This is a genomic window from Mycolicibacterium smegmatis, assembly GCF_001457595.1.
Taxonomy (GTDB): Bacteria; Actinomycetota; Actinomycetes; order Mycobacteriales; family Mycobacteriaceae; genus Mycobacterium; species Mycobacterium smegmatis.
Window position 1 is genome coordinate 2,678,029 of sequence record NZ_LN831039.1, and the last position, 24,406, is coordinate 2,702,434.

The window sequence follows — 24,406 nt, forward strand, 5'->3', positions numbered from 1 at the left end:
CATGACCGCACTGGATGACACCGAGGCCCCGGCCGACAACGAGGACAGCAGGAAACCCGTCATCGAGATCAGCGACGTTTGGAAGCTGCACAAACTGGGCGACGAGGTGGTCAAGGCGCTCAAGGCCGCCGAACTGCAGGTCATGCCGGGTGAATTCGTGTGCCTGATGGGGCCGAGCGGCAGCGGCAAGTCCACGCTGCTCAACATCATCGGCGGTCTCGATCGGCCCACCAAGGGCACCGTGAAGATCAGCGGGCAGGACACCGCACAGCTGACCGAGAGCCAGTTCGCCGCATTGCGCCACGACACCATCGGATTCATCTTCCAGAGCTACAACCTGATCCCGTTCCTGTCGGCGGTCGAGAACGTCGAGCTGCCACTGATGTTCGAACCGTACGACCGGAGATCGTTGCGCACACGCGCCACCGAACTCCTCGAGATGGTGGGCCTGGGACACCGGATCCACCACCAGCCCACCAAGATGTCCGGTGGTGAACAGCAACGCACCGCGATCGCACGGTCGTTGATCAGCAACCCGACCCTGGTCCTCGCCGACGAGCCGACAGCCAATCTCGACCACCGCACGGGGGAGACGGTGGTGCGCATGCTGCGCGACCTGTGCCTGACGCTGGGCGTCACGGTCGTCGCGAGCACCCACGATCCCACGGTGGCCGACGAAGCGAGCCGTGTTGTCCGGATGCGAGACGGACAGATCATCAACTGAGTCAACGGCATTGGGAGACATCGATGACCCAAGAGTTAGAGGCACCACCGCCCGCCGAACGAGACAAGCTCATGACCACCGAACTGGTGCCGGAGCAGATCCTGCCCAAGGTGATGACCACGTTCGGCCTGACCGCGGCCTATGTGTTCATCATCTGCTGGATCACCGGATCCTCGGTGATGGCGGCGGGCGGGTGGACCGCGATCCCGATGTGGGTGCTGGGCATCCTCACATTCCTGGTGCCCGCAGGCATGGCCGTCGTCGAACTGGGCAACCTGTGGCCAGGTCAGGGCGGCGTGTACATCTGGGCCACCCGCACCATGGGGGAGACGTGGGGTTTCATCGGCGGCTACCTGTCCTGGGTGCCGGTGATCCTCAACGCGGCCTCGTCCCCGGCCGTGGTGCTGCAACTGCTGCTGCTGGCCTTCCACGCCGAAATCGGCCTGACCACCAGCATCATCCTGCAGCTGGTGATCCTGTGGACCGTCATCGGGCTGGCGTTGGCGAAACTGGCCGCCAACCAACGCATCATGAACATCGTCTTCATCGTCTACGGCGTCCTGACCCTGACGATCTTCATCTCCGGCCTGCTGTTCGCCGTCGAGAACGGTTCGGCCACACCGTTCAGCTGGGCCGAGGCCACCATCCCCAATTTCGCCGTCGCGGGCTTTCTGTACGGCACCGTGCTGCTGTACCTGCTGGGTGTGGAGACCCCGTACAACATGGGCGCGGAGTTCCTCTCGGTGCGTAAGAGCGGACCGAAGATGATCCTGTGGGGATCCACCGCGCTGGTAGCGATCTACCTGCTCACCACGCTGGGCACCATGATGGCGTTGCCCGGCGACCAGATCGACCCGGTGACCGGTGTGATCGGGATGCTCGACGTCGCCGGATTCCCCGGCCTGATGGAAGTCGGCGCGATCGTGCTCGCCTTCATCGTCGTGGTGGCGCTGATGACCTATCAGGTCGCTTATTCGCGGCTGATCTTCGTCTCCGGCCTCGAACGGCACCTGCCGCGCATCTTCACCCACCTCAACCCGCGTACCCGCAACCCGGTGACCGCGGTGCTGATCCAGGGCGTGATCTCGTCGCTCATCCTGGTCGGGCTGTACTCGCAGAGCAGCATGGCCAACGTCACCGTCTACCTACAGGGCGGACTGTCCACGGTGTGGCTGCTGAGCGGGTTCTTCTTCCTGATCCCGGTGATCGTGGCCCGCAAGAAGTACGCCGATCGCTATGCCAACGAGCAGTTCTGGCGCATCCCCGGCGGCATGGTCGGTGTGTGGATCACGGTGATCGTCGGCAGCCTGGCCACCGTCGGTGGCATCTACTACTCCTTCGTCACGCCGTGGATCGACGTACCGTCGGCCACCTGGATGACCTGGGTGGGCTGCATCAGCCTCGGCATGTTCGGCCTGGGTCTGATCGTCTACGTCTTCGGTCGGAGGTCGGCACACAAGGTCTCCCAGGACGATGCGCTGGCCCATCTCGCGGTGTTCGACCTGACGAAGGAGGACGAAGCGCAGAAGTAGCCGTGACCTCGTGACGACCCGGTCGGCCGAACATCGGCCGGCCGGGTTGTTCACGTTCGCGCACACAACCGCGCACACAACGAAATCCGTTGCGCCAGGTCACCACACCGTAACACGGGGCCGTGCAGAGTTAACGTCACCGACATTGCCGACGGGATCTACCGAAACGTTCCTGCGCGAGCATTTTCCAAGCGCAGCAAGTTGCGCCGACCCTGCACCGGTCACCCGCGATACGCGGTGATCCACCAACAGCGGAGGAAGCACACCGTTATGACGATGGACAGCACGATCACGAACGTCGAGGGCGCGGCCACGGCAGCGCCGTATCCGCTGGACCCGCTGACCGGCGCCGAGATCGAGGCGGCGGCCGCCGTCATCACCGGATCCGATTACGCCACACCCACCTTGAAGTTCGTGATGATCCAGCTCGCCGAGCCGGAGAAGAACGAGAAACTGACCTTCGTGGGCATGGACGTCCCGCGCCGCGCGTTCGTGACGATGTACGACGCCGCGGCCAAACTCATCTACGAGGCAATCGTCGACCTCGGCGCGCGTGTCATCGATTCGTGGACGCCGATTCCGGGACGCTTCCCGTCCTATCTCGTCGAGCACATGACCGGCGTGGAGGAGAAGGTGCGGGAGGACCCGCGGTGGCAGGAGGCCATGCGCAGGCGCGGCGTCACCGATTTCAGCCTCGCGATGATCGATCCCTGGCCCGCAGGGTATTACGGCGCACAGGACCACTACGACAACTCGCCGCTGGTCTGCCGGCCCCTGACGTTCGTGCGGGCCGCACCGTCGGAGAACGGCTACGCACGACCGGTCGAGGGGCTGATCGTGACGTTCGACCTGGACAAGATGGAAGTCCTCGACATCGAGGATCACGGTGTGGTGCCGCTGCCGCCCAAGGCCGGCAACTACACCGAGCAGTTCATGTTCGACGCCGACAACCGGCCCGCGTTCACCGAGTTCCGGCAGGACGTCAAGAAGATCGAGATCACGCAGCCCGACGGCCCGAGTTTCACCGTCGACGGGTGGAACGTCACATGGCAGAAGTGGTCCCTTCGTGTGGGTTTCAACGTGCGTGAAGGCCTGACGCTGCACGAGATCACCTACAACGACCGTGGCACCGTGCGGCCGATCATGTACCGCGCGGCGTTGTCGGAAATGGTGGTGCCCTACGGCGACTCGTCACCGACGCATTGGAACAAAAACGTCTTCGACATGGGCGAGGTGGGGATGGGCTTCTCGGCCAACCCCCTGACGCTGGGCTGTGACTGCCTCGGTGAGATCCACTACTTCGACGGCACGGTCAACGACTCCGACGGCAACGCCGTGACGATCCCGAACGCCATCTGTATGCACGAGGAGGACTACGGGATCTCCTGGAAGCACACGGATTTCCGCACCGGTGAGGTCGAGGTGCGTCGTTCGCGGCGTCTGGTGATCTCGATGATCTGCACCGTCGGCAACTACGAGTACGGGTTCTTCTGGTACCTCTACAACGATGCCGGCATCGAGATGGAGGTCAAGCTCACGGGCGTGCTCACCACCGGGTCCATCCCCGAGGGCGAGACTCCGCGGTGGGGCAAGATGGTGGCTCCCGGCATGTACGGCCCCAACCATCAGCACTTCTTCAACTTCCGTATGGACATGAGCATCGACGGTCCGGGAAACAGTGTCTACGAGGTGGATTCGATCCCCGAGCCCGATCCGGAGCTCAACCCCCACCACAACGCCTGGATCACCAAGGACACCCTGGTGGCCTCGGAGTCCGAGGGTGCGCGGGACTGGGAGTTCTCGACGGGCCGGTACTGGAAGGTGGTCAACCCGTCGAAGCTCAACGAGTTCGGTGCCCCGGTCGGCTACAAGATCATGCCGAAGGACGTCATCCCGGTGATGGTGCAGGAGGGCTCGGTGATCTACGACCGCGCCAGGTTCGTCCAGCACAACCTGTGGGTCACCAAGTACGACCCCAGGGAGCTCTACGCGGCGGGCGATTACATGTACCAGTGCGCCGAGGCGCAGGGGTTGCCGCAGTACGTCGCCGACGATGCGCCACTGGAGAACACCGACGTCGTGCTCTGGTACACCGTCGGCGCACACCATGTGGTGTGTCCTGAGGACTGGCCGGTGATGCCGTGTCACTACACGGGCTTCAAGCTCAAGCCGGTCGGTTTCTTCGATGGCAATCCCGCACTCGACGTCCCTCCGTCACCGCCGGCGGCCTGCCACAACCACTGAGCCGACAGCAGGCAGAGGACAGGCGCGGTATCCCATGCGGATACCGCGCCTGTTTGCGTGTGTAGTTAACTTTCTCGGTGAAGCCTGTCACGCGTTCTCAAGACGCGGCGGTATACGTACAGCAAACTCTGTGTGAACGGATGGCCAGCGCGCCACCTGCCGGGGGGCGTTGTTGGGGCCTAAATCACCTGCGTAAGCGCTGAGAACTGCGGGAGTATCTCCTGAAGGTGGCAAATTTTCGGTCGACAGTGCTGCTAAGGTCGGTACGACTCGAAACGTTCGGGGGAGTGAGATGAGGGCAAACTACGTGACATTGCGTCTTACGCTGCGGGTGCTCACAATGGTGCTCACGGGCGCCGCGCTGATCGCCATGGTGGCGTACAGCGGGGCGCGGTGACCGACGACAAGTCTTAGAAGCCTCAAGAGAGGGCGCGGCAGACTTCGGCGGTCGCGCGGGCCAGTGACTGCGGACCTTCGCGCAACGCCTGCTCGATGGGCGTGCCCGGCACGGTGATCGCGACGAGGCGGTCCACGCCGTGCTCGAGGAGCACGCCGGCGTCGTCTCCGACACGTCCGGCGAATATCACCACGCGGGCTCCCGCGATGCGCGCCACCTGTGCGACGCCGAACGGGGTCTTGCCCAGGACGGTCTGCGCATCGACGCTGCCCTCGCCGGTGAACACCCAGTCGGCACCGACCACGGCCTGCGCCAGGCCCACGGTCTCGGCGATCACCTCGACACCGGGCCTGCACTCGGCGCCGAGGAAATCGAGGAGCGCGAACCCGAGACCGCCCGCTGCGCCCGCGCCGGGGAGTTCTGGCCGCGCGCGGCCCAGCGTCTCCTCGGTCACCACGGCCAACCGCGTCAGCGCGGCCTCAAGCGTCTCGACATCGAACGGGGTCGCACCCTTCTGCGGGCCGAAAACGGCACTGGCACCGCCCGGCCCGAGGAGGGGAGCCGTGACGTCGGACGCGATCCTGATCTGGATGTCCGCCAGGCGCTTGTCGAGCCCGGACAGATCGATGCGGTCCAGCTGTGCCAGGGCCCCGCCGCCCGGTGGCAACGGATTGCCTGCGGCATCGAGCAGCACCGCGCCGAGCGCGGTGAGCATCCCGGTGCCGCCGTCATTGGTGGCCGAGCCGCCCAACCCGATCAGCAGATCGACCGCGCCACGATCCAGCGCCGAGGCGATGAGCTGGCCGACCCCGAAAGTGCTCGCGCTCAGTACGTCTCGGTCGGCCGGTGCGACGAGCTCCAACCCGGACGCGGTGGCCATCTCGATCACCGCGAGCTTGCGTTCGGGGATGTACCCGTAGTCGGCGCGTACAGGGCGGCCGAGTGGATCGGACACGTCGACCCTCACGCGTTCGCCGGCAAGGGCGTCGACGACCGCGTCGACGGTGCCCTCACCACCGTCGGCCATCGGGACGCCGACACATTCGGCGTCGGGGAACACCGAATGCACACCCTCGCGCATTGCGGTCACCGCCTGGGAGGCGGTCATCGACTCCTTGAAGGAGTCCGGGGCAAGAACGATTTTCATCCGTTGCTCATCTGACAGGGGTGAGCGCCGGTTTCCCGGCGAGGACCGCGGCGGCATTGTCGATTGCGAGAATACCCATAGCATCGCGTGTGGACTCGCCTGCGCTCGCAATATGCGGTGTGAGCACGAGATTCGGCGTGTCGAGCAACCGGGGATCGATGTGCGGTTCGTTCTCGAAGACGTCGAGCGCGGCGCCGCGCAGCGCTCCGTTGTGCAGCGCGCTCATGAGCGCGGCTTCGTCGACGACGCCGCCACGCGCAGTGTTGACGAGGTACGCAGAAGGTTTCATCTTCGCCAGCGTGGCCGCATCGATCAGGTGGCGGGTTTGCGGAGTCAGCGGCGTGAGCACACTGAGCACATCGGATTCGGCGAGCAGGGTGTCGGTGTCGACGAACTGCACACCGTCCTCGGATGTGCCCGGTTCGCGACTGCGTGCGGTGGCCAGAACCTTCATGTCGAAACCTTTGGCACGCTGGGCAACTGCTTTGCCGATGCGGCCGTAGCCGAGGATGCCGAGCGTCGCTGAGGCACTGATGTCCAGGCCCACCAGCATGCGAGGGCCCCACACCCACGGTTCGCGTGACCGCAGAAACCGGTCGCCGTCGAGCACGCGCCGTGTCGCGGCGAGGATCAACGCGAACGTGTGATCGGCGGTCGCACGGTCGAGCACGCCGGGCGTGTTGGTCACGGTGACACCGGCCGACACCGCGGCGTCGACGTCGATGTTGTCATATCCCACAGCCACGTTCGCAATGATCTTGAGCTGCGGTCCCGCGGCTGCCAGCAACGCGGTGTCGACGCGTTCGGTCAACGTGATGACCGCGGCGTCGGCGCCAGCGAGCCCGGCTTCGAGATCCGCCCGGCTCGGCGGGTCCTCACCACCCACCCGGAACGGGACCCCCAACGATTCCAGGTGTGCCATGGCGCGGTCGGTGAGCAGTCTCGAAACGTAGATCGTCAACAGCAGTCCTTGTCGCGGGCGTTTCGGTCGATTATGGCGGGTCGGCGGTGCGGTCTGTCAGCCGGCGGATCCGTGCACCTCGACCGTGGGTTCGATTCCGGTGGCTCCGACGACGTCGGCCCACACCTCGAACCCATGCTGGAATGCGACCACGCCGGCCTCCGGAAGTGCGATTTCGATCGCCTCGAGCACCTCTTCCGGAGATACCCCCAGGTCCAACGCCACCCGGATGTGGCCGGCGATGTGGCCGGGCGACGCCTTGAGGACTGTCAGGCTGGTGATGAAGATCAGTTCTTTGGTGGCTTTGTCGAGTCGGCGTTGCTTGGTATATGCCGCCGAAACCAAGCCGTTCGCGGCCTTGAGGACGTCGAGGTCGGCGCGCGCCATCAATTTGTGGTAGGGCAACACATACCCGCGAGCGCGCGCCATTTGATTGACGTATTCGAGGGCCTCGGACTCACCTGGCGCGTTGTCGGTATCTGGCACATTGTTCCTTTCGCTGGTTCGGGGGCGTTGGTACTCATGACGGTTCATGTCGAGTCGCCATAGAGGTCTTGGAAGATTCGCGGCAGAGCCGCGCGACTGGCCTGTGCGACGTGGTATTCGCCGGCTCGGCGAGCGCCCTCGATATCGCCGGCGATGATCGCGTCGCATATGGCGGTGATCTCGGCGAGGCTTGCCGGTTGACGATTCTCAGCAGACAGCGAGTATCGACGGAGAAGTCGAATACGTGCATGCAGCAGGCGAAGGGCCGTGGTGAGCTCTGAGTTTCCTGCACCCGCGAGCAGAGCGGCGTAGAAGGCATCCTTGGCGCCGAGGACCTCCGTCAGGTCGCCGCTCTCCATCGCCCGTGCGACGTCGGCCACGCAGTCCGCGAGTGCGCGCTTGTGCTCGACCGTTCCGCGGCGCGCAAACAGCGAGCACGCCAACGATTCCAGCGCCCCGCGAACCTCGAAGAGGTGCTCGGCGTCGCTGTAGGAGATCTTTGTGACCAGCGCGCCGCGGTTCGCCTCGATCGTGACGAAGCCTTCGCCTTCGAGTTGACGCAGTCCTTCGCGCACGACGGTGCGCGAAACGTTGTAGGTCTCGCACAGTTCGCGCTCGTTGAGGCGTTCACCTTGTTTGAGCACGCCGTGACTGATCGCGTCGCGCAGTCCGTTGACCAGCCGTAGTCGTGTCGGCGGCGCAGTGGAGGTCGTTGACGCGGTCGCGCTTTCCTGCATGGGGCCACCTCGGTTCGCTCGGATACGGACGGAGTCGCCTGCCTGAAGCGATGAGATCGCTTCCCGCACGAGGCGCGCGCACGGCTGAGCGTGCGTGTCCGCCATGAACTGTATGACAATCACTTCTACCGGCAAAGCGTGCCGAGCGCCAGTCGGATTCATATCGATGCAGGTAGAAACGCTGGTTTTGCGTGGATCAGCTTGTCATCCTTGACGCGGTGCGCTTGAGAGGCTTGACCGTGGCGCAAGATCGTCATACATTCACGACTGGTAGAAATGTGGTGGGGCGCACAGTCAGGTGCGGCCCTCACGCCAAGCAGGCGACACAACCAGGCGGGTTCATCCCGCGATGCGATGCGACTCGGCAGTCGCGACTTCGAGGCGCCACGCCGTCTTTGCAGTACGACGACGACATCCTCGACCAGGTGTCCCGTGCGTCGTCGCACCGTGTCAACGTATTCAGGAGAGAAGATGACACAAAGCAGCACAAAGGTTTTCGGTTGGCAGCGCACCGGAACCCGGCCGTTGCTCATCACCTTGATCGACGGTCCCAACATGCCCAATCTGGGCAACCGCAACAAACGTGTCTACGGACCGATCTCGTCCATCACCGCTCTGCAGGACCATGTCCGCCAGCTTGGGGAAGGGATGGGGGTGACCATCGAGGCGCTGGCGTCCAATCACGAGGGCGAGATCCTGGATGCGATCCATGCCTCCGCGGCCCGTAGCGACGCCTACATCCTCAACCCTGCCGGTTTGACCAAGACCGGTGAGCCCACGCGTCACGCGCTGGAGGAAACGGGCCGGCCATGGGTGGAGGTTCACTTCGCCAACATCTCCGCACCACCGTGGTCGGAACGCGGATTGCCAGGTGGCCCTTGGGAATCGAACTTCACGCGATCGGCAACCGGCATGTCGATGGGATTGCGTCATCACAGCTACCTCGGCGCGCTTGTGGCCCTCGTCGCCGCAATTGACGACCCCCAGTTCCTGGGTGCCGCCGAGTGACAGGGTTCGACACGGCTTGGGAACCACAGTGGCTGGCCGTGGTCTCAGACGATGCGGAGTTCCGGCTCATCAGTCGGTGGACGGACGTGGTGTTGCGGTTGACCGACGGTCGCGTGGACCGCAGCTATCGGATCTGCGGCTCCACGATCGCCGTCGCGGATGCCGGCGAGTCCGCACCGGCGGTCACCCTCACCGGGTCACCCGAGGCGTGGACCGCGTTCCTCACCGCGACCCCCGAACCGCAAGCGCACCACATTCTCGCGATGCAGCGCCGACGTGAGGACTTTTCGATCGATGGCAAAACCGCTCTGCTGCAGAATCTCAACGTCCTCAACCGGGTCATGGAGTTGATGCGCACGGTCGCCTCCGGCTACCGACGAGGTGCGGCATGACCGGTTACGAACCGATTGTCGGGCGCTATCTCACGGCGGACATCGATGGGGTGCCCAACCGGATCTACATCGAGGAATCCGGGGACGGAGTTCCCGTTGTGTGCCTCCACACGGCGGGTTCGGACTCCCGGCAGTACCGCCATATGCAGACCGACGACGAGGTTTTGAGCCGGTTCCGCGTCCTGGCCTTCGACCTCCCGTGGCATGGCAAGTCCCTGCCGCCGGACCGATGGTGGCGCCGCGAGTACCTGCTCACGTCCGAGCTGTATATCGCTTCCGTGATGGCAGTCATCGACGCGCTGGATCTCGAACAGCCGATCGTTGTCGGTTGTTCGATGGCCGGATCGTTGGTGTTGGAATTGGCGCTCACACATGGGGATCGCATCGGCGGGGTCATCGGTTTCTCGGGTGCGGCAAAGGTCGAGGGCCGCTTCGACGACTGGTCGTTGAAGCCGGACATCAACAGCAACCAGGCCGTCCCCTCCTGGACATACGGATTGATGGCACCGCAGAGTCCCGAACCGGCACGTCGCGAGGTCTGGTGGACGTATGCCCAGGGTGGACCGGGGGTGTACCGGGGAGACACCTACTACTACAGCAACGGGATGGACCTGCGGGGCCGGGAACGCGAAATCGACACGGCCAGGTGCCCGGTGTATCTGTTCACCGGCGAATACGACTATGCGTGCAGCCCTGAAGAAACCGAGGCGACCATAGCGGCGATACCAGGAGCGCGGGGCGGTGTGATGCGTGGGATCGGCCACTTTCCCGTCGCAGAGAACTACCCGTTGTGCAAGACCTATCTGTGGCCGGCGTTGCTCGACCTCGCCGATCGCAGGGCGGGAAACGGAATCGCGTGAACGAGCGCGAGATTCATGAGATGAGGAGCCGATCATTGGCTGACAACCTGGGCGGAGAATTCGTGGGGCGCAGGATTCTCGTGACGGGGGGAGCCTCCGGCGTCGGGGAGGCCTGCGTCGGTTATTTTCTGGGTCTGGGCGCCACGGTCGCGTGCATCGACGTCAAGGTACCCGCCCGTGACGATGCAAAGTTCGTGCACCTGAGCGCGGATCTGCGCGACCGAGATGCGGTGTCTTCTGCTGTGGCTGAGATCGCCGAGCGGTTCCACGGTTTGGACACACTGGTCAACAACGCCGGTGTGAGTTTTGTGGGCACGGTCGAGGATGGCACCGAGGACGACTGGAATCGCCTGTGGGACATCAACGTAATGGGGGCTGTCCGCTCGACCCGTGCCGCCCTGCCGTTGCTCCGCCGATCGGACTCGGCCGCGATCGTGAACGTGTCATCACTGACCGCGACTTCCGGTATACGGCAGCGAGCGGCCTACACCGCGACCAAAGGCGCCATCGAATCGATGACAAGGGCGATGGCGGCCGACCTTGTCTCCGAAGGCATCACGGTGAACGCGGTGAACCCAGGCACTGTGGACACCCCGTTCATGGCCGAGCTGGCGGCGCGCGCCGAGGATCCGGTGCAGCGTCGCGCAGATTTCGAATCGCGTCAACCCATCGGCCGCATGGTCACACCTGTCGAGGTCGCCCATGCCGTCGCATATTTCGCGCACCCGCTGAGTCGTTCCACGACCGGCAGCACGCTCATGGTGGACGGAGGAATCTTCAACCTCCACATGACGCGCGCCTGACCACCTGGTCACCCAAATGTCAAAAACACATGAATCAGGAGCATCTTTGTGAGACTTGCAAACAGAGTCGCCATCATCACCGGGGCAGCACAGGGTATCGGTCGGATCTATGCCGAGAGATTCGCCGAGGAAGGTGCGGCTGTGGTGGTCGCAGACATCAATGAGCCCAAAGCGACCGAGGTCGCATCATCCATCACGTCGCTGGGCGGCCGCGCAATCGCCGCTGCCGTCGATGTCTCGGATGTCGAATCGGTCAATCGTATGGTCGATTCCGCCGTGGAGGCGTTCGGAACCGTCGACATCCTGGTCAACAACGCCGCGATCTTCTCCACGCTGAAGATGAAGCCTTTCGAGGAGATCTCGGGCGACGAGTGGGACAAGCTCTTTGCGGTGAACGCCAAGGGGACGTTCCTGTGCTGTCAGGCTGTTTCGCCGGTGATGCGGAAGAACCAGTACGGCCGCATCATCAACATCTCGTCGAGCGTCGTGGTGACGGGCCGGCCCAACTATGCCCACTACATCGCGTCCAAAGGCGCCGTCTGGGCGTTGACCCACGCTCTGGCAACGGAAATGGGCACCGACGGCATCACGGTCAACACCGTGAGCCCGCACGGCATCATCACCGAAATCCCGCGGGAGACCATCTCGGAAGAGGGGTGGAGGCGAAATCTGGAAGAGCAGGCACTCAAGCGCAAGGGTGATGCCTCCGACCTGGTCGGAATCCTGCTCTACCTCGCCAGTGACGAAAGCAAGTTCATGACCGGCCAGACCGTCGCCCTGGACGCCGGTTTGCGCTTCACCTGAGCTGCGGCTCTGCAGTTCACCCCAAAACATCTGAAGGCTCGGAGCAAACAATCATGGCGAATGCACCCGGCAACAATCTGACCCCGAAGAGTGACGATTCGGCGCGCAGGTCCGCGCTGCGAAAGGTCAACCTTCGGTTGATGCCTTTCATCTTCCTGCTGTACCTGGTCAACTACGTCGACAGAACAGCGCTGGGTATCGCCGCGCCCAACGGTATGAGCGACGAGCTTCAGATGACGGCGACCCTGTTCGGTCTGGCGTCGGGGATCTTCTTCGTCGGTTACATCCTTCTCGAAGTCCCCAGCGCCATGGCCGCACAACGGACGGGTGCACGCGTGTGGATCGCCCGGATCGCGATCACCTGGGGAGCGGTGGCGTCACTGACCGCGTTCGTCCCCAACTATCAGTGGTTGATCGTCGCGAGATTCCTGCTCGGTGTGGCAGAGGCCGGCTTCGCGCCGACAGTGTTGCTCTATCTGACGATCTGGTTCTCCAATCGCGAACGGCCGAAGGCGTTTTCGGTCTACCTGCTCGGCATTCCGATCTCGTCAGTGGTCGCGGGACCTGTGGCGAGCTGGTTGATCAATGCCGGTGACGGCGTGTTCGGCCTGAGCGGCTGGCGTTTCATGACGTTGATGACGGGCGTGCCGGCGATCATCCTCGGTGTCGCCGCACTCTTCTGGCTGACCGACCGCCCATCGCAGGCCGCATGGCTGACCGACGCCGAGAAGGAGGCGCTGATCGCAGATCACGATGAGCACACTCCGGCCGAAGCCCGTGGCCACGCCGGGGGCATGCTGTTCTCTCTGCGGTCCGGGCGCGTGTGGATCATGGGTTTCGCGTACCTGGGGGTGGTGTACAGCCTGTACACCATCGGGTTCTTCCTGCCCAGTGTGGTTTCGGGCTTTGCCGAGCGGTTCGGCACCGACTTCACCGTGATCGAGAACGGGTTCATCATCGCCGTTCCGTACGTGTTCGCAGCAGCGGCGCTCATGCTGTGGCCGCGCCATGCCACCCGGTCGGGGGATATCGGGTGGCACGTGCTGATCAGCACCGTGGTGGGCGCACTCGGAATCGTCATCGCCGCGTTCGCCGGGGATCCGTGGATCGTCATGCTGGGCGTCACGCTCTGCGCCGTAGGGGTGATCTCGGCGATGCCCCTGGTCTACAGCCTGCCGGCCCGGATTCTGTCCAGCGTGGCCGTCGGCGCGGGTCTGGCACTGGTCAACACGATCGGCAACGTCGGCGGGTTCGCCGGGCCGTTCGTCACCGGTTGGCTCAGGGACCTGTTCGGCAACGACCAGGGAGCCTTCGCCGTCGTCGCGCTTCTCCTGCTGACGTCCGGAGTGATCTCGGTGGCCGTCCAATCGCGGACACACTCGATCAACGAGGCCCTGCAACGAAATGACCCGGCGTCGCGTCGGCACCGCGCGACGATCGAGTGAGACGGCCCTCGATCAGTCCACCGCGTGCGCCAGCAGTCGCTTGAGTTCGCGGCGCTGTGCCTCCGTGAGGTTTGCGAGCGCCTCCTCCTCTGCCGCCAGCGCGGCCGCCTCGGCCCGCTTGAGCAGCTTGGCGCCCTCGGTGGTGAGTTCGGCGGGTAGCGCGCGCCCGGAGGATGCCGCCTCGGGACGCCGGACGGCGCCTTTTTCCTGAAGCGCTCGCACCACGTTGTTCATGGCTTGCGGCGAGACGTTGATGTGACGCGCCAGTTCGGCGTTGGACTGCCCGGGCTGTGCGGAAAGGATTCGCAGACAGACGAATTCGGGAAGTGTCAAACCCAGCTGCTGCAACTGCGCGGCGACGGCGGGCTGGAGCACCGCGGTCACGCGGTACATCAGAAAGCCCAGCGGCTGAACCTCGAGGATGTCGCTCATATCAAGCATATTGACACATATCAACTGGGTTGATATACCGGGTGCATGACCACACCAGAGGAAGTTTTCGAATCGGCATACCGCGGAGACGGCCCGACCTTCGCCGGGATGCGGCCACCGTGGAGCATCGGTGAACCGCAGCCCGAGATCGCGAAGTTGATCGACGCGGGCAAGTTCCACGGTGAGGTACTCGACGCCGGCTGCGGAGAGGCCGCGACGTCGCTGTACCTCGCCGAGCGTGGATTCACCACCGTCGGGCTCGATCAGTCGCCGACCGCGATCGAGCTGGCCCGCGCGGAGGCGGCCAGGCGCGGTCTGACCAACGCGACGTTCGAGGTCGCCGACATCAGCTCCTTCACCGGATACGACGGCCGGTTCGGGACGATCGTCGACAGTACGCTGTTCCACTCCATGCCCGTCGAACTGCGCGAGGGTTACCAACAGTCGATCGTGCGAGCGGCCGCGCCCGGCGCGACGTACGTCGTCCTGGTCTTCGACAAGGCAACGATGGGCGACACCGGCCCGGCCAACCCGGTGACCGCCGACGAACTGCGCGACGTCGTCGGCAGGTACTGGGTGATCGACGACATCAGCCCCGCCCGGATCCATGCCAACGTGCCCGCCGAGTTCACCGACTTCGCCGCTTTCGCAGGCAGCGACATCCGCGACGAGGGGAACGGTCGCAAATCCGTCGCAGGCTGGCTGCTGCAGGCACACCTCGGCTGAACCCCTCCGGCCGGCGACACGCGGAATTCGCAAGGCCCCGGGCATTGCCTGACGCCTGCCATGAGGCAGGATGGAGCTGCCGTCCTGGGCAATCGCCTGGATGGCTCTCTAATGCGAGGAGTGCCGAGGAGACCGATGGCGGATTCGAATGTCGCCGGCCGGGCAGCACCGATTCGTCCGCTCTATACCCGCGTCCTGCTCAAGCTGGGCGGCGAGATGTTCGGCGGCGGACAGGTGGGTCTGGATCCCGACGTCGTGGCTCAGGTGGCGCGGCAGATCGCCGAGGTGGTCCGCAGCGGAGCCCAGGTGGCAGTCGTCATCGGGGGAGGCAACTTCTTCCGCGGTGCCCAACTGCAGCAGCGCGGTATGGAGCGCACGCGTTCCGACTACATGGGCATGCTCGGCACCGTGATGAACAGCCTTGCCCTGCAAGACTTCCTGCAGAAGGAAGGTATCGACACCCGCGTGCAGACGGCGATCACCATGGGGCAGGTCGCCGAGCCCTACATCCCGCTGCGCGCGGTGCGGCACCTGGAGAAGGGTCGCGTCGTGATCTTCGGCGCGGGCATGGGCCTGCCGTACTTCTCGACCGACACCACAGCGGCCCAGCGGGCCCTGGAGATCGGCGCGGAAGTGGTGCTGATGGCCAAGGCGGTCGACGGTGTGTTCACCGACGACCCCCGGACCAACCCGGACGCCGAGTTGATCACCGCGATCAGCCACCGCGAGGTCATCGACCGCGGGCTCAAGGTGGCCGACGCCACCGCCTTCAGCCTCTGCATGGACAACGGCATGCCGATCCTCGTGTTCAACCTGCTCACCAGTGGCAATATCGCTCGGGCGGTGGCGGGTGAGAAGATCGGAACTCTGGTCACCACCTGAGGAGTGGAGCCACATGAGCGAACGCGACAGCGACGGGAGACGGTGAAGTGATCGACGAGACTCTCTTCGATGCCGAGGAGAAGATGGAGAAGGCCGTGTCCGTGGCCCGAGACGAGCTCGGCTCGATCCGGACCGGCCGGGCCAATCCGGGCATGTTCAACCGCATCAACATCGACTATTACGGTTCGATGACGCCGATCACCCAGCTGGCCAGCATCAACGTCCCCGAGGCGCGCCTCGTCGTGATCAAGCCGTACGAGGCGTCGCAGCTCAGGGCGATCGAGGACGCCATCCGCAACTCCGACCTGGGCGTGAACCCCAGCAACGACGGCAACATCATCCGCGTCGCCATCCCGCAGCTCACCGAGGAGCGCCGCCGCGAACTGGTCAAGCAGGCCAAGTCCAAGGGCGAGGACGCCAAGGTCTCGGTGCGCAACATCCGCCGCAAGGCGATGGAAGAACTCAGCCGCATCAAGAAGGACGGCGAGGCCGGTGAGGACGAGGTGAGCCGCGCCGAGAAGGACCTCGACAAGTCGACGCACACCTACACCGCGCAGATCGACGAACTCGTCAAACACAAGGAAAGCGAGTTGCTGGAGGTCTGAGTGACCGATCAGCAAGCGAGTCTCGTGGCAAGCAAACCGGTCGGAGAACCGCAGAAGAAGCAGTCCCGCGCCGGTCGTAACCTCCCGGCGGCCATCGGTGTCGGCGTGGGCCTGGGCGGCGGCGTCATCGCGATCCTGTTGTTCGCACCCCTCGTGTGGGTCGGTGTGGTCGCCGCGGCGATGGCCGTCGCGACGCACGAGGTCGTGCGGCGGCTGCGCACCGGAGGTTTCTCCATCCCGGTCGTCCCGCTGCTGATCGGCGGACAGGCCATGGTGTGGCTGACCCTGCCGTTCGGACCGGCCGGTGCACTGGGTGGATTCGGCGCCACCGTGGTGTTGTGCCTGATCTGGCGGCTGCTGTCCGGCGGACTGACCGCGGCACCGGTGAACTATCTGCGCGACGTCTCGGTGACGGTGTTCCTGGCCGCCTGGATCCCGTTGTTCGGCGCGTTCGGTGCGCTGCTGATCTATCCCGACGACGGCGCGGGCCGTGTGTTCTGCCTGATGCTGGGCGTCGTGGCGTCCGACGTCGGCGGCTACACCGCAGGCGTGCTGTTCGGCAAGCACCCGATGGTGCCCGCGATCAGCCCCAAGAAATCCTGGGAGGGCCTGGCCGGATCGCTGGTGCTCGGCATCGTGGTCTCGGTGCTGGCCGTGACGTTCCTGCTGGACAAGCCGGCCTGGGTGGGCGTGCCGCTCGGCATCATGCTGGTGCTCACCGGAACGCTCGGTGACCTGGTGGAATCGCAGGTCAAACGCGACCTCGGCATCAAGGACATGGGCACGCTGCTGCCCGGCCACGGCGGTCTGATGGACCGCATCGACTCCGTGCTGCCCTCAGCCGTCGCGACCTGGATCGTTCTGACGCTGCTGGCGTGACCCGGAGCTGTTGAGCCAGCAGGCCACGGCCCCGACCACGAGGCCGACGGCGATCCCGACGTCGGGTCTTTCACCGAGCATCAGCCACGACAGGACGCCCGCCACCGCGGGGATCACGCAGAACAGCATGGTGACCGCGGGCGCGCCGTGCCTGCTGATGGCCCGTACGTACATCGACACCCCGAGCGCCGCGTTGAGCAGCACCACCCCGGCCACTGCCGCCACCGCGTGCTTGGCGTTGTGCACCGCGAACGGTGTCAGCGCCGCGAACACCGCGGCGGGGAGCAGCGCCACCGCGTTCTGTACGGCCGTGGCGGCGCGGAAGTCCACGTCGCTGCAGAACCGCTGCTGATAGACGCCGCCTGCGGACAGGCCGAGCAGCGCCGCGAGCAACAGCAGCAGTACCGGGTCGACGCCGCTCTCGGCGGCCAGCCTGCTCGCGCAGGCCGCGAGCACCGCGGCGACGCCGAGCACGAGCGCCAGGATGCGCCGTAGGCCGAGGCGGTCACGCAGGAACGCCGCACTGAGCACGGCCGTGGTGACGGGGTTCATCGCAATCACCACCGCGCACAGCACGGCAGGAGCGCCGCGCTCGATGGCCAGGTACAGGAAGCAGAACTGCACGCCCTGCATCAGCAGGCCCGCCACCGCGACGTGAGCGAGCTTGCCGCCGCGCGGCCACGCCACACCGGCGAACCGTGCCCACGCCCCGAGGATCGCGGCGGCGAGGCTGAACCGGAAGACCAGCAACGCCATCGGTGACATCGCCGCCACCGCGGCGTTGCCGATCGGGTAGCCCAACGCGTACAGGAATGTCACCGCCGACGCGGTGCGGGCGGGCATCCGGTCAAGGGTGTCGGACATGGGGCCATCGTGTGGTGTGCGGGACGGCCAAGTCCAACGAATAATCGGGCCGCGGTTCGATCACAATTGCTTATCGGATCGTCCGCGGCCACCGGTGCAACGCGACGAAATTGATCGTCAGTGCTGATCGGAGTACCGTACGGCCGGTGGGACAGGTCTTGGACATCGCGCCACTGCGCAGTCTGGTCGCCGTCGCCGACTGTGGTGGATTTCACCGCGCGGCGGCGGTTCTGCACCTGACCCAGTCCGCGGTCAGCCAACACGTGCGTCGTCTCGAGGGTGTCGTCGGCGGCCCGATCGTCCAGCGGTCCGGGCGCGGCATGGCCTTCACCGAACACGGCCACCGCGTCGTCACACACGCCCGTCGGATCCTCGCCGCGCACGACGCGGCGCTCGCCGACCTCGGGGCGGCGGAGGAGAAGACTCTGCTGATCGGGGCCACCGAACACGGTGCCGACTTCATGCTGCCCGGATTGACCGATGCGCTCGGCGAATGCCTGCCGGACTGGCGCGTGCGGTTCCGGTTGGACCGCAACGTCGCACTGGCCGACGCGATCGAACACGGCACCGTGGATGTCGCCGTGATGCTCGACGGCTCGGGATGGGACCGCGTCAACGCGTCGGGAATGGTCGCGCTGAAATGGATCTCGGCACGCACCTTCACGCCCGATGGTCCGCTTCCTGTGGTGGTGTACGCCGAGCCCTGCACGCTGCGCGAGCCGGCCTTCGCGGCGCTGGAGAAACTCGACATCGACTACCGGATCGTCGTCGAATGCGCGGACCTGTCCGGCCTGGTGGCCGCGGTGCGCTCGGGGCTCGGCGTCGCGCTGCTGCCGATGATCGGCCGACTGCCCGACGGCCTCGTGGTCGCCGACGACATGCCCGAGGCCAACCGCGCATCGGTGTTCGTCCGCGGCCGCGCGGGCGTCGACCCCGACCTGCTGGCAACCGTCGACACGGCGGTGCGCGAACTTCTCAACGACGACCGCCCGTCCGGGACAATGGTCGCGAAGACATCAGTGAAGGTATCGGCATGAAACAACAGCTCGTCTTCGAGGCACCGCGGCGGGCCATGCCGCCGCAACACCTCGCGGACCTCGACGAGACAGCACGCGCGGCCGCGGTCACCGAACTCGGGCTGCCGGCGTTCCGCGCCAAGCAGCTGGCCAACCAGTACTACGGCCGGCTCATCGCCGATCCCCAGCAGATGACCGACCTGCCCGCCGCCGTACGCGACCAGGTCGCCGAAAAACTGTTCCCCACGCTGATCAACCCGGTGCGCGAGATCCAGTGCGACGCAGGGGAGACCCGCAAAACCCTGTGGCGCGCGATCGACGGGTCGACGTTCGAATCGGTGCTCATGCGCTACCCCCAGCGCAACACCGTGTGCATCTCGTCGCAGGCAGGCTGCGGCATGGCCTGCCCGTTCTGCGCGACCGGACAGGGTGGGCTGCAACGCAACCTGACCACCGCCGAGATCCTCGAGCAGGTACGCGCGGCGTCGTCGACCATGCGCGCAGAGCACTTCGGTCGGACTGCCGGCACCGCCGGCGGTGGCCGGCTGTCCAACATCGTGTTCATGGGCATGGGCGAGCCATTGGCCAACTACAACCGCGTGCTCGGTGCCGTGCGACGCATCATCGCCGCGCCGCCCAACGGTTTCGGCATCAGCGCGCGCTCGGTCACGGTGTCCACGGTCGGGCTGGCCCCGGCGATCCGCAAGCTCGCCGACGAACGCCTCGGTGTCACGCTGGCGCTGTCTCTGCACGCACCCGACGACGAACTGCGCGACACGCTGGTACCGGTCAACAACCGGTGGAAGGTGAGCGAGGTGCTCGACGCGGCGCGCTACTACGCCGACACCACCGGCAGGCGCGTCTCGATCGAATACGCATTGATTCGCGATGTCAACGATCAGCCCTGGCGCGCAGACCTTCTCGGTAAGAAGCTGCACGGCGCGCTGGGGCCGCTCGCGCACGTCAACGTCATCCCGCTCAACCCCACACCCGGCAGCGAATGGGACGCCAGTCCCAAACCGGCCGAGCGTGAGTTCGTCAAGCGCGTGCGCGAACGCGGTGTCTCGTGCACGGTCCGCGACACCCGCGGTCGCGAGATCGCCGCGGCGTGCGGGCAATTGGCCGCCGAGGGCTGATCCTCTCCTGCGCGAACGTGGGCTTGTGGTCGAACTTTCGGCGCAATCACGCACACAAGGCGACGTTCGATGCCGGGCCTGCTCAGGCGTCGGCGATCGAACGCTCGCGGACCGCTTCGATGTGGGCACGCATCGCGTCCGCGGCAGCCTGTGGGTCACCGGTTTCGACAGCGGCCAGCACGCGGCCGTGTTCGGCGACCGCCAACTCGGTGTCCACGGGCCCGCGGTGCACATTCTGTCGCATGCGTTGCACCGAGGCGCCCAGGCTTCCGACCATCCGGCGCAGGAATCCGTTGCCGCAGTGGTCGAGGATCGTCTGATGAAAACGCCAATCGGCTTCGAAATACGGCTTCAACGGGACCGGTAGGCCGTTTCGATCGCGGGTCACCCCGTCCCACTCGCGCACTGCCCACGCGGCCTCCTCGTGCGCGCGGTGTGCAGCACGCAGGTCGGGGAGCAACTCGGGATCCCGGAGCCGGGTCGCCCAATGGGCGGCAGTCGTCTCGACGACGAGGCGGGCGTCGGCGAGTTCTGCGGCCTGCTGGGCGGTCATCGGTGGCGCCACCTGGTAGCCGCGATGGGCGACTCGGTGGACCAGCCCGGTCGCCTCGATCTCGACGAGGGCCTCTCGGACCGGAGTCTGTGAGACGCCGAGATCGCGCGAGAGTCGGTCGATGCTCACCGATGTCCCGGCGGCAAGTCGTCCGTCCATGAGCATCGCGAGCAGCGCGTCGCGCACTTCGTCCCGCATGGCTCGCCGCAGGCGAGGAATAGGCGGGCTCACAGGGACATCCACGGTCAAATCCTTTCATGTGACGCCGGGATGCTGCGATCCCGCCGTTTCGCCCTCGGCGGTGGTCAGGCGTCGAGCAAGGCCTGCGCGGTGATCTCATCGAGCACCAGGTCGGTCGCGGCGCCGGCGCGCAATGCCCCCAGCACGGCTGCCGTTTTCGCCGGACCGCTTGCGACCAGGATCCGCGTCCGTACACCGCGCAGCTCGGACAGCGGCATGCCCGTGCTGCGCCGGTTGATCGCAATGCCGTCCGAGGTGCCGTCGGCGCGTAGGAAAACGGTGCCGATGTGTCCCACGATCCCGTCCCGTCTCAGCTCCTGGAGATCGACCGCATCGAGGTAGCCCGACCGGTACAGATGGTCGGGAACGTCGTTGTCCAACGCGCCGACCGAGAACAGCGCCACATCAGCGTTTCGACGGATCCCGAGCACGCGCTGAATGGAGCGCTCGTGCCACATGGCCTCACGAGTTGTCGCGGAGTCGAAGAATGCCGGCGCCGGAAAGTGGTGTGCCGAGGCGGAAAACGCGCGGGCGAATCTGTCGAGGAGTTGGCCGGCATTGAGGATGTTCGACGCGGACGCGTTGGCCGAACCGTTCAGCTGAACAACCCGTGCCCCGCGGGTGGGGCTGAAGATCAGGTGCCGGGATACCGCTTCGACCGTGGCGCCCCAACCAACGGCGATCGTCATGTTGGTGCCGACCACAGCGGCGAGCCGGCGTGCCGCGAACTCGGCGACCACCTCGAGCCGAGCCGCGAACTCAGCGGCATCCACGCTGTCAGCGATCAACGTGCGAACGCCGAGACGCTGGTTGAGCTGGGTCGCCAGGTGTGAGGAGCGGTCCGGCGTGCGATGCAGGACGAACTCGACGACGCCGTGCTGACGGGCCCGGGCGAGCATTCGAGAAACGGTCGAGCGGGAAAGGTGCATGCGCTTGCCGACGTCTTCGACCTTCAGCCCCTGTACGTAGTAGAGCTCTGCGGCGTCGGCAACGCGGCGCCGCTCCTCATCCGTGAGATCTCCGGCGTCTGTTGCATCGCCATGAGCAGCCGAATCAACCGCATCCACCGTCATCGGGTGCCACCTCACTTCCGTGTGCGGGCGTCTGTGCCGCCTGGCTGTGAATCATATTCCCGCCTTCCAGCCGAAAACCTGCAGATTCTGAGGGCAGATCGGGAAAACGTAGGCACTTTCTGCCATTGACGCTGCCATCACCTATACCTATATCCTATAGGAACTGGTGTTATCCAGATCACTTCGGAGAAGTATTGTCAGCTGCGCCAAAGTCGGCGACCGGTTTGCCCCGGTGATGGTGGTTCAACCGCTCGTCCACCTGCCGACCGCTACCTCGACCCGCCCACGTCACCGAAAGAAGATGCACATGACAGCTCTGCACGCGTTTCCACCGCAGCGGACCGCAGTGGTCACCGGCGCCGGCTCGGCACGCGGGATCGGGCGCGCGACAGTTCAGCGCCTCGCCCGGGCCGGGTGGCACGTCGCGGCCCTCGACGTCGACGAGGCGGCCGTCGCCGAATTCGCGCGAGAGGTCGACAAGGATTCGCGCACCACGGTTTTCGGTTACGGCGTCGACGTCGTGGACGCCGAATCGGTCGATCGCGCATTCACCGCGATCGAGGCCGAACTCCCGCCGGTCGTCGGACTGGCGCACGCGGCAGGTGTCGCCTCACCCGTTCCGTTCCTGGAACTGACGCTCGCCGAATGGAACCGGGTGCTCGACATCAACAGCACCGGCACCTTCATCGTCAATCAGCGTGCGGTGCGCGGCATGGTGCAGCGCGGCGTCGGGCGTGTGGTCAACCTGTCGTCTGCATCGGCCCAACTGGGCGGCGGTACCTACAGCAAGGTGCCGTACTCGGCATCGAAAGCTTCCGTCATCGGCCTCAGTCGAGCCGTTGCACGCGAGGTCGGCAAGTTCGGGGTCACCGTCAACGTGGTGAGTCCCGGTCCCATCGACACCGACATCATGGGTGGCACTCTCACCGAGGAGCGCAAGGCCGAGATGGTCGAGGGCCTGCTAGTCGATCGGGTCGGCCGAACCGAGGACATCGCCGCAACCATCGAGTTCCTGCTGTCCGAGGACGCCGGCTTCATCACCGCGGCTGTCTACAACGTCAACGGTGGCCTGGTCGTCAATTGAGTTCGGCCCCAGTACGAATCCCCGCTCACGCACAAAGGAGTGCCATGGATCTGAAGTCCGACTCGCCGCGCCAGGCTCGTCGTCAGCGTGACGCCAAGAAGGTGAAGAACCTGCGTTACTGGATTCTCGGTTGGTTGCTGCTGGCCGGGATCCTCAACTACATGGACCGCTCGTCGGTCTCCATCGCCGCTCCGCACATGATCGCCGAACTCGGGCTGACCAAGACCGACATCGGGCTCATGGGTGCGGTGTTCTCGTGGACCTACGCGTTGTGTCAGCTGCCCGCCGGCTATCTGATCGACAAACTTGGTGCTCGCAGAATGTATTTCGCGGCGGTCGGTATCTGGTCGGTCGCGACCGCGCTGATGTCCGTCGGGCAGACCATGGCGCACTTCCTCACCTTCCGCTTCCTCCTGGGCGTCGGCGAATCGCCCAACTCACCGAACTCCAGCAAGATCACCACGGAATGGTTCCCCCGCGAGGAACGTGGCCAGGCCGCGGGCATCTGGGACTCCGGGTCGAAGTGGGGTTCGGCGATCGCTCCTCCGGTTCTCACCGTGTTGTCGCTGGCATTCGGGTGGCGCGCGATGTTCCTCATCATCGGCTTGGCGGGTCTGGTTCTGGCACTGGCCTTCTGGGCCTACTATCGTGCCCCTGAGTCGTCCAGGCGCCTGTCGGAGGAGGAGTACCGGTACATCGTCGCCGGCCGTGACGACACCACGCAGCCGAAGGCCCACCTGCCCTGGGGCAAGTTCTTCACCTATCCGCAGACGTGGGGCATGATGCTCGGCTTCTTCAGTTCGATCTGGATCTGGAACATCTTCATCACGTTCCTGCCGCTGTTCCTCCAGGACACCCTGGATGTCTCGATCGCGCAGACCGGCTGGGTCGCCGCGATCCCGTATCTGGCCTCGGCGATCACCGGGATCTACGCAGGCCGGCTCACACTCACCCTGGTGCGCCGTCGCGGGATGAGCGCTTTCGGGTCGAAGAAGACGGTCCTGATCGGCGGGTCCGTCGGCCTCGGAATCCTGCTTGCAGTGGTGCCGCTCGTACACAACCCCGTCCTGGCGATCGTGGTGCTGTGCGCAGCCCTCGGTCTGGTGGCTGCGGTCCAGTCCCAGTCATGGGCGCTCACAAGCGATATCGTGCCCGACACGCACGCCGCGCAGTTCGGTGGGATCATGAACTTCGGCGGTTACTTCGGCGGTGCGCTGGCCCCGCTGGTCACCGGCGTCATCGTCGACAAGACCGGTTCCTACACACCGTCCTTCCTGGTGTCCGGTGTGATCGCCGTGCTGGGTGCCTGCGTCTACGGGTTCATGGTCCGTCGTCCCGTCCACGAATCTGCCGCCGCCATCTCGGAAAGGTGAACC

At 65.3% G+C, this 24,406-nt stretch carries 25 protein-coding genes; 17 read left to right on the forward strand and 8 right to left on the reverse strand.

Translation table 11 applies throughout. The features are described 5' to 3' along the window. The first annotated feature begins 1 nt into the window (after window position 1). The 3 genes from AT701_RS12740 to AT701_RS12750 all read left to right on the forward strand — a co-directional run bounded on the left by AT701_RS12740 (window position 2) and on the right by AT701_RS12750 (window position 4,500). On the forward strand, window positions 2–724 hold the full coding sequence (locus AT701_RS12740; protein ID WP_058125937.1) for an ABC transporter ATP-binding protein: 723 nt from the start codon (window positions 2–4) through the stop codon (window positions 722–724). Window positions 725–747: 23 nt separating this feature from the next. Beyond that, entirely contained in the window at window positions 748–2,256 is a 1,509-nt protein-coding gene (locus tag AT701_RS12745) for an APC family permease (protein ID WP_058125938.1), read from the forward strand. Window positions 2,257–2,526: 270 nt separating this feature from the next. Then, a complete protein-coding gene (locus tag AT701_RS12750) occupies window positions 2,527–4,500 on the forward strand; it encodes a primary-amine oxidase (RefSeq protein WP_058125939.1) in 1,974 nt (657 codons plus the stop codon). Window positions 4,501–4,919: 419 nt separating this feature from the next. Here AT701_RS12750 and AT701_RS12760 read toward each other — a convergent pair whose 3' ends face one another. Genes AT701_RS12760 through AT701_RS12775 form a run of 4 tightly spaced genes read right to left on the reverse strand, consistent with a single transcriptional unit; the run spans window position 4,920 to window position 8,228 of the window. Beyond that, a complete protein-coding gene (locus AT701_RS12760; RefSeq protein WP_058125940.1) occupies window positions 4,920–6,044 on the reverse strand; it encodes a glycerate kinase in 1,125 nt (374 codons plus the stop codon). A 7-nt stretch (window positions 6,045–6,051) separates the two neighbouring features. Then, the gene (locus tag AT701_RS12765; protein ID WP_081319458.1) at window positions 6,052–7,005 is read right to left on the reverse strand and encodes a 2-hydroxyacid dehydrogenase; all 954 of its coding nucleotides are present in this window, start codon (window positions 7,003–7,005) and stop codon (window positions 6,052–6,054) included. Window positions 7,006–7,062: 57 nt separating this feature from the next. Continuing rightward, on the reverse strand, window positions 7,063–7,491 hold the full coding sequence (locus AT701_RS12770) for a carboxymuconolactone decarboxylase family protein (protein WP_081319459.1): 429 nt from the start codon (window positions 7,489–7,491) through the stop codon (window positions 7,063–7,065). A gap of 44 nt (window positions 7,492–7,535) precedes the next feature. Then, a complete protein-coding gene (locus tag AT701_RS12775; protein WP_058125942.1) occupies window positions 7,536–8,228 on the reverse strand; it encodes a GntR family transcriptional regulator in 693 nt (230 codons plus the stop codon). Window positions 8,229–8,699: 471 nt separating this feature from the next. On the opposite strand from AT701_RS12775, the gene AT701_RS12780 reads away from it, so the two are divergent. The 6 genes from AT701_RS12780 (at window position 8,700) to AT701_RS12805 (ending at window position 13,540) form a co-directional block, all read left to right on the forward strand. Continuing rightward, complete coding sequence (locus AT701_RS12780; RefSeq protein WP_058125943.1) at window positions 8,700–9,236, forward strand: type II 3-dehydroquinate dehydratase; 537 nt, start codon at window positions 8,700–8,702, stop codon at window positions 9,234–9,236. Window positions 9,237–9,274: 38 nt separating this feature from the next. Beyond that, window positions 9,275–9,628: an SCP2 sterol-binding domain-containing protein gene (locus AT701_RS12785; protein WP_233032052.1), complete on the forward strand. Its 354-nt coding sequence runs from the start codon at window positions 9,275–9,277 to the stop codon at window positions 9,626–9,628. Continuing rightward, window positions 9,625–10,488 carry an alpha/beta fold hydrolase gene (locus AT701_RS12790; protein WP_058125945.1) on the forward strand — a complete coding sequence of 288 codons (864 nt, stop codon included), beginning with the start codon at window positions 9,625–9,627 and terminating at the stop codon, window positions 10,486–10,488. The genes AT701_RS12785 and AT701_RS12790 overlap by 4 nt, the downstream gene beginning before the upstream one ends. Then, window positions 10,485–11,291, forward strand: coding sequence for an SDR family NAD(P)-dependent oxidoreductase (locus tag AT701_RS12795; RefSeq protein WP_223495522.1), 807 nt, complete (start codon window positions 10,485–10,487; stop codon window positions 11,289–11,291). The genes AT701_RS12790 and AT701_RS12795 overlap by 4 nt, the downstream gene beginning before the upstream one ends. Window positions 11,292–11,339: 48 nt before the next feature. After that, window positions 11,340–12,095, forward strand: a complete 756-nt coding sequence (locus tag AT701_RS12800; RefSeq protein WP_011728415.1) for an SDR family NAD(P)-dependent oxidoreductase — start codon at window positions 11,340–11,342, stop codon at window positions 12,093–12,095. A gap of 140 nt (window positions 12,096–12,235) precedes the next feature. Continuing rightward, window positions 12,236–13,540, forward strand: coding sequence for an MFS transporter (locus tag AT701_RS12805; protein WP_223495524.1), 1,305 nt, complete (start codon window positions 12,236–12,238; stop codon window positions 13,538–13,540). A gap of 12 nt (window positions 13,541–13,552) precedes the next feature. On the opposite strand, the gene AT701_RS12810 is transcribed toward AT701_RS12805, so the two are convergent. After that, the gene (locus AT701_RS12810; RefSeq protein ID WP_058125947.1) at window positions 13,553–13,981 is read right to left on the reverse strand and encodes a MarR family winged helix-turn-helix transcriptional regulator; all 429 of its coding nucleotides are present in this window, start codon (window positions 13,979–13,981) and stop codon (window positions 13,553–13,555) included. Between the two features lie 36 nt (window positions 13,982–14,017). Here AT701_RS12810 and AT701_RS12815 point away from each other — a divergent pair, with 36 nt between their 5' ends. The 4 genes from AT701_RS12815 (at window position 14,018) to AT701_RS12830 (ending at window position 17,064) form a co-directional block, all read left to right on the forward strand. Beyond that, a complete protein-coding gene (locus AT701_RS12815) occupies window positions 14,018–14,698 on the forward strand; it encodes a class I SAM-dependent methyltransferase (protein ID WP_058125948.1) in 681 nt (226 codons plus the stop codon). Window positions 14,699–14,833: 135 nt separating this feature from the next. Then, a complete protein-coding gene (pyrH, locus tag AT701_RS12820) occupies window positions 14,834–15,580 on the forward strand; it encodes a UMP kinase (protein WP_003893896.1) in 747 nt (248 codons plus the stop codon). A 47-nt stretch (window positions 15,581–15,627) separates the two neighbouring features. After that, on the forward strand, window positions 15,628–16,185 hold the full coding sequence (gene frr, locus AT701_RS12825; RefSeq protein ID WP_003893897.1) for a ribosome recycling factor: 558 nt from the start codon (window positions 15,628–15,630) through the stop codon (window positions 16,183–16,185). Next, window positions 16,186–17,064, forward strand: coding sequence for a phosphatidate cytidylyltransferase (locus AT701_RS12830; RefSeq protein WP_058125949.1), 879 nt, complete (start codon window positions 16,186–16,188; stop codon window positions 17,062–17,064). It begins immediately after the preceding gene. On the opposite strand, the gene AT701_RS12835 is transcribed toward AT701_RS12830, so the two are convergent. Then, window positions 17,023–17,907 (reverse strand): DMT family transporter, encoded by an 885-nt coding sequence (locus AT701_RS12835; protein ID WP_058127613.1) that lies wholly within the window; start codon window positions 17,905–17,907, stop codon window positions 17,023–17,025. The genes AT701_RS12830 and AT701_RS12835 overlap by 42 nt on opposite strands. Before the next feature lie 167 nt (window positions 17,908–18,074). Between AT701_RS12835 and AT701_RS12840 the strand changes: the two genes are divergently transcribed. Next, entirely contained in the window at window positions 18,075–18,965 is an 891-nt protein-coding gene (locus AT701_RS12840; protein ID WP_058125950.1) for a LysR family transcriptional regulator, read from the forward strand. After that, complete coding sequence (gene rlmN / locus AT701_RS12845; RefSeq protein WP_011728422.1) at window positions 18,962–20,080, forward strand: dual-specificity RNA methyltransferase RlmN; 1,119 nt, start codon at window positions 18,962–18,964, stop codon at window positions 20,078–20,080. Before AT701_RS12840 ends, rlmN begins: the two co-directional genes overlap by 4 nt. Window positions 20,081–20,162: 82 nt before the next feature. Here the strand turns inward: rlmN and AT701_RS12850 are convergent, their stop codons facing one another. Both AT701_RS12850 and AT701_RS12855 read right to left on the reverse strand, forming a co-directional pair. Next, window positions 20,163–20,831, reverse strand: a complete 669-nt coding sequence (locus tag AT701_RS12850) for a GntR family transcriptional regulator (RefSeq protein ID WP_042510572.1) — start codon at window positions 20,829–20,831, stop codon at window positions 20,163–20,165. Window positions 20,832–20,938: 107 nt separating this feature from the next. Next, complete coding sequence (locus AT701_RS12855; protein WP_058125951.1) at window positions 20,939–21,946, reverse strand: sugar-binding transcriptional regulator; 1,008 nt, start codon at window positions 21,944–21,946, stop codon at window positions 20,939–20,941. A 307-nt stretch (window positions 21,947–22,253) separates the two neighbouring features. Between AT701_RS12855 and AT701_RS12860 the strand changes: the two genes are divergently transcribed. Together AT701_RS12860 and AT701_RS12865 are read left to right on the forward strand one after the other, a co-directional pair. After that, window positions 22,254–23,030 carry an SDR family NAD(P)-dependent oxidoreductase gene (locus AT701_RS12860; RefSeq protein ID WP_058125952.1) on the forward strand — a complete coding sequence of 259 codons (777 nt, stop codon included), beginning with the start codon at window positions 22,254–22,256 and terminating at the stop codon, window positions 23,028–23,030. Window positions 23,031–23,074: 44 nt separating this feature from the next. Beyond that, window positions 23,075–24,403, forward strand: coding sequence for an MFS transporter (locus tag AT701_RS12865; protein WP_003893905.1), 1,329 nt, complete (start codon window positions 23,075–23,077; stop codon window positions 24,401–24,403). Window positions 24,404–24,406 lie beyond the last annotated feature (3 nt).

Excerpts from the sequence above, each read along its gene's own strand:
- AT701_RS12740 (WP_058125937.1), top strand. The coding sequence starts at position 2 with ATGACCGCACTGGATGACACCGAGGCCCCGGCCGACAACGAGGACAGC.
- AT701_RS12745 (WP_058125938.1), top strand. The coding sequence starts at position 748 with ATGACCCAAGAGTTAGAGGCACCACCGCCCGCCGAACGAGACAAGCTC.
- AT701_RS12750 (WP_058125939.1), top strand. The coding sequence starts at position 2,527 with ATGACGATGGACAGCACGATCACGAACGTCGAGGGCGCGGCCACGGCA.
- AT701_RS12760 (WP_058125940.1), bottom strand. The coding sequence starts at position 6,044 with ATGAAAATCGTTCTTGCCCCGGACTCCTTCAAGGAGTCGATGACCGCC.
- AT701_RS12775 (WP_058125942.1), bottom strand. The coding sequence starts at position 8,228 with ATGCAGGAAAGCGCGACCGCGTCAACGACCTCCACTGCGCCGCCGACA.
- AT701_RS12780 (WP_058125943.1), top strand. The coding sequence starts at position 8,700 with ATGACACAAAGCAGCACAAAGGTTTTCGGTTGGCAGCGCACCGGAACC.
- AT701_RS12790 (WP_058125945.1), top strand. The coding sequence starts at position 9,625 with ATGACCGGTTACGAACCGATTGTCGGGCGCTATCTCACGGCGGACATC.
- AT701_RS12805 (WP_223495524.1), top strand. The coding sequence starts at position 12,236 with ATGCCTTTCATCTTCCTGCTGTACCTGGTCAACTACGTCGACAGAACA.
- AT701_RS12810 (WP_058125947.1), bottom strand. The coding sequence starts at position 13,981 with ATGCTTGATATGAGCGACATCCTCGAGGTTCAGCCGCTGGGCTTTCTG.
- AT701_RS12815 (WP_058125948.1), top strand. The coding sequence starts at position 14,018 with ATGACCACACCAGAGGAAGTTTTCGAATCGGCATACCGCGGAGACGGC.
- pyrH (WP_003893896.1), top strand. The coding sequence starts at position 14,834 with ATGGCGGATTCGAATGTCGCCGGCCGGGCAGCACCGATTCGTCCGCTC.
- AT701_RS12835 (WP_058127613.1), bottom strand. The coding sequence starts at position 17,907 with ATGCCCGCCCGCACCGCGTCGGCGGTGACATTCCTGTACGCGTTGGGC.
- rlmN (WP_011728422.1), top strand. The coding sequence starts at position 18,962 with ATGAAACAACAGCTCGTCTTCGAGGCACCGCGGCGGGCCATGCCGCCG.
- AT701_RS12850 (WP_042510572.1), bottom strand. The coding sequence starts at position 20,831 with ATGCGGGACGAAGTGCGCGACGCGCTGCTCGCGATGCTCATGGACGGA.
- AT701_RS12855 (WP_058125951.1), bottom strand. The coding sequence starts at position 21,946 with ATGACGGTGGATGCGGTTGATTCGGCTGCTCATGGCGATGCAACAGAC.
- AT701_RS12860 (WP_058125952.1), top strand. The coding sequence starts at position 22,254 with ATGACAGCTCTGCACGCGTTTCCACCGCAGCGGACCGCAGTGGTCACC.
- AT701_RS12865 (WP_003893905.1), top strand. The coding sequence starts at position 23,075 with ATGGATCTGAAGTCCGACTCGCCGCGCCAGGCTCGTCGTCAGCGTGAC.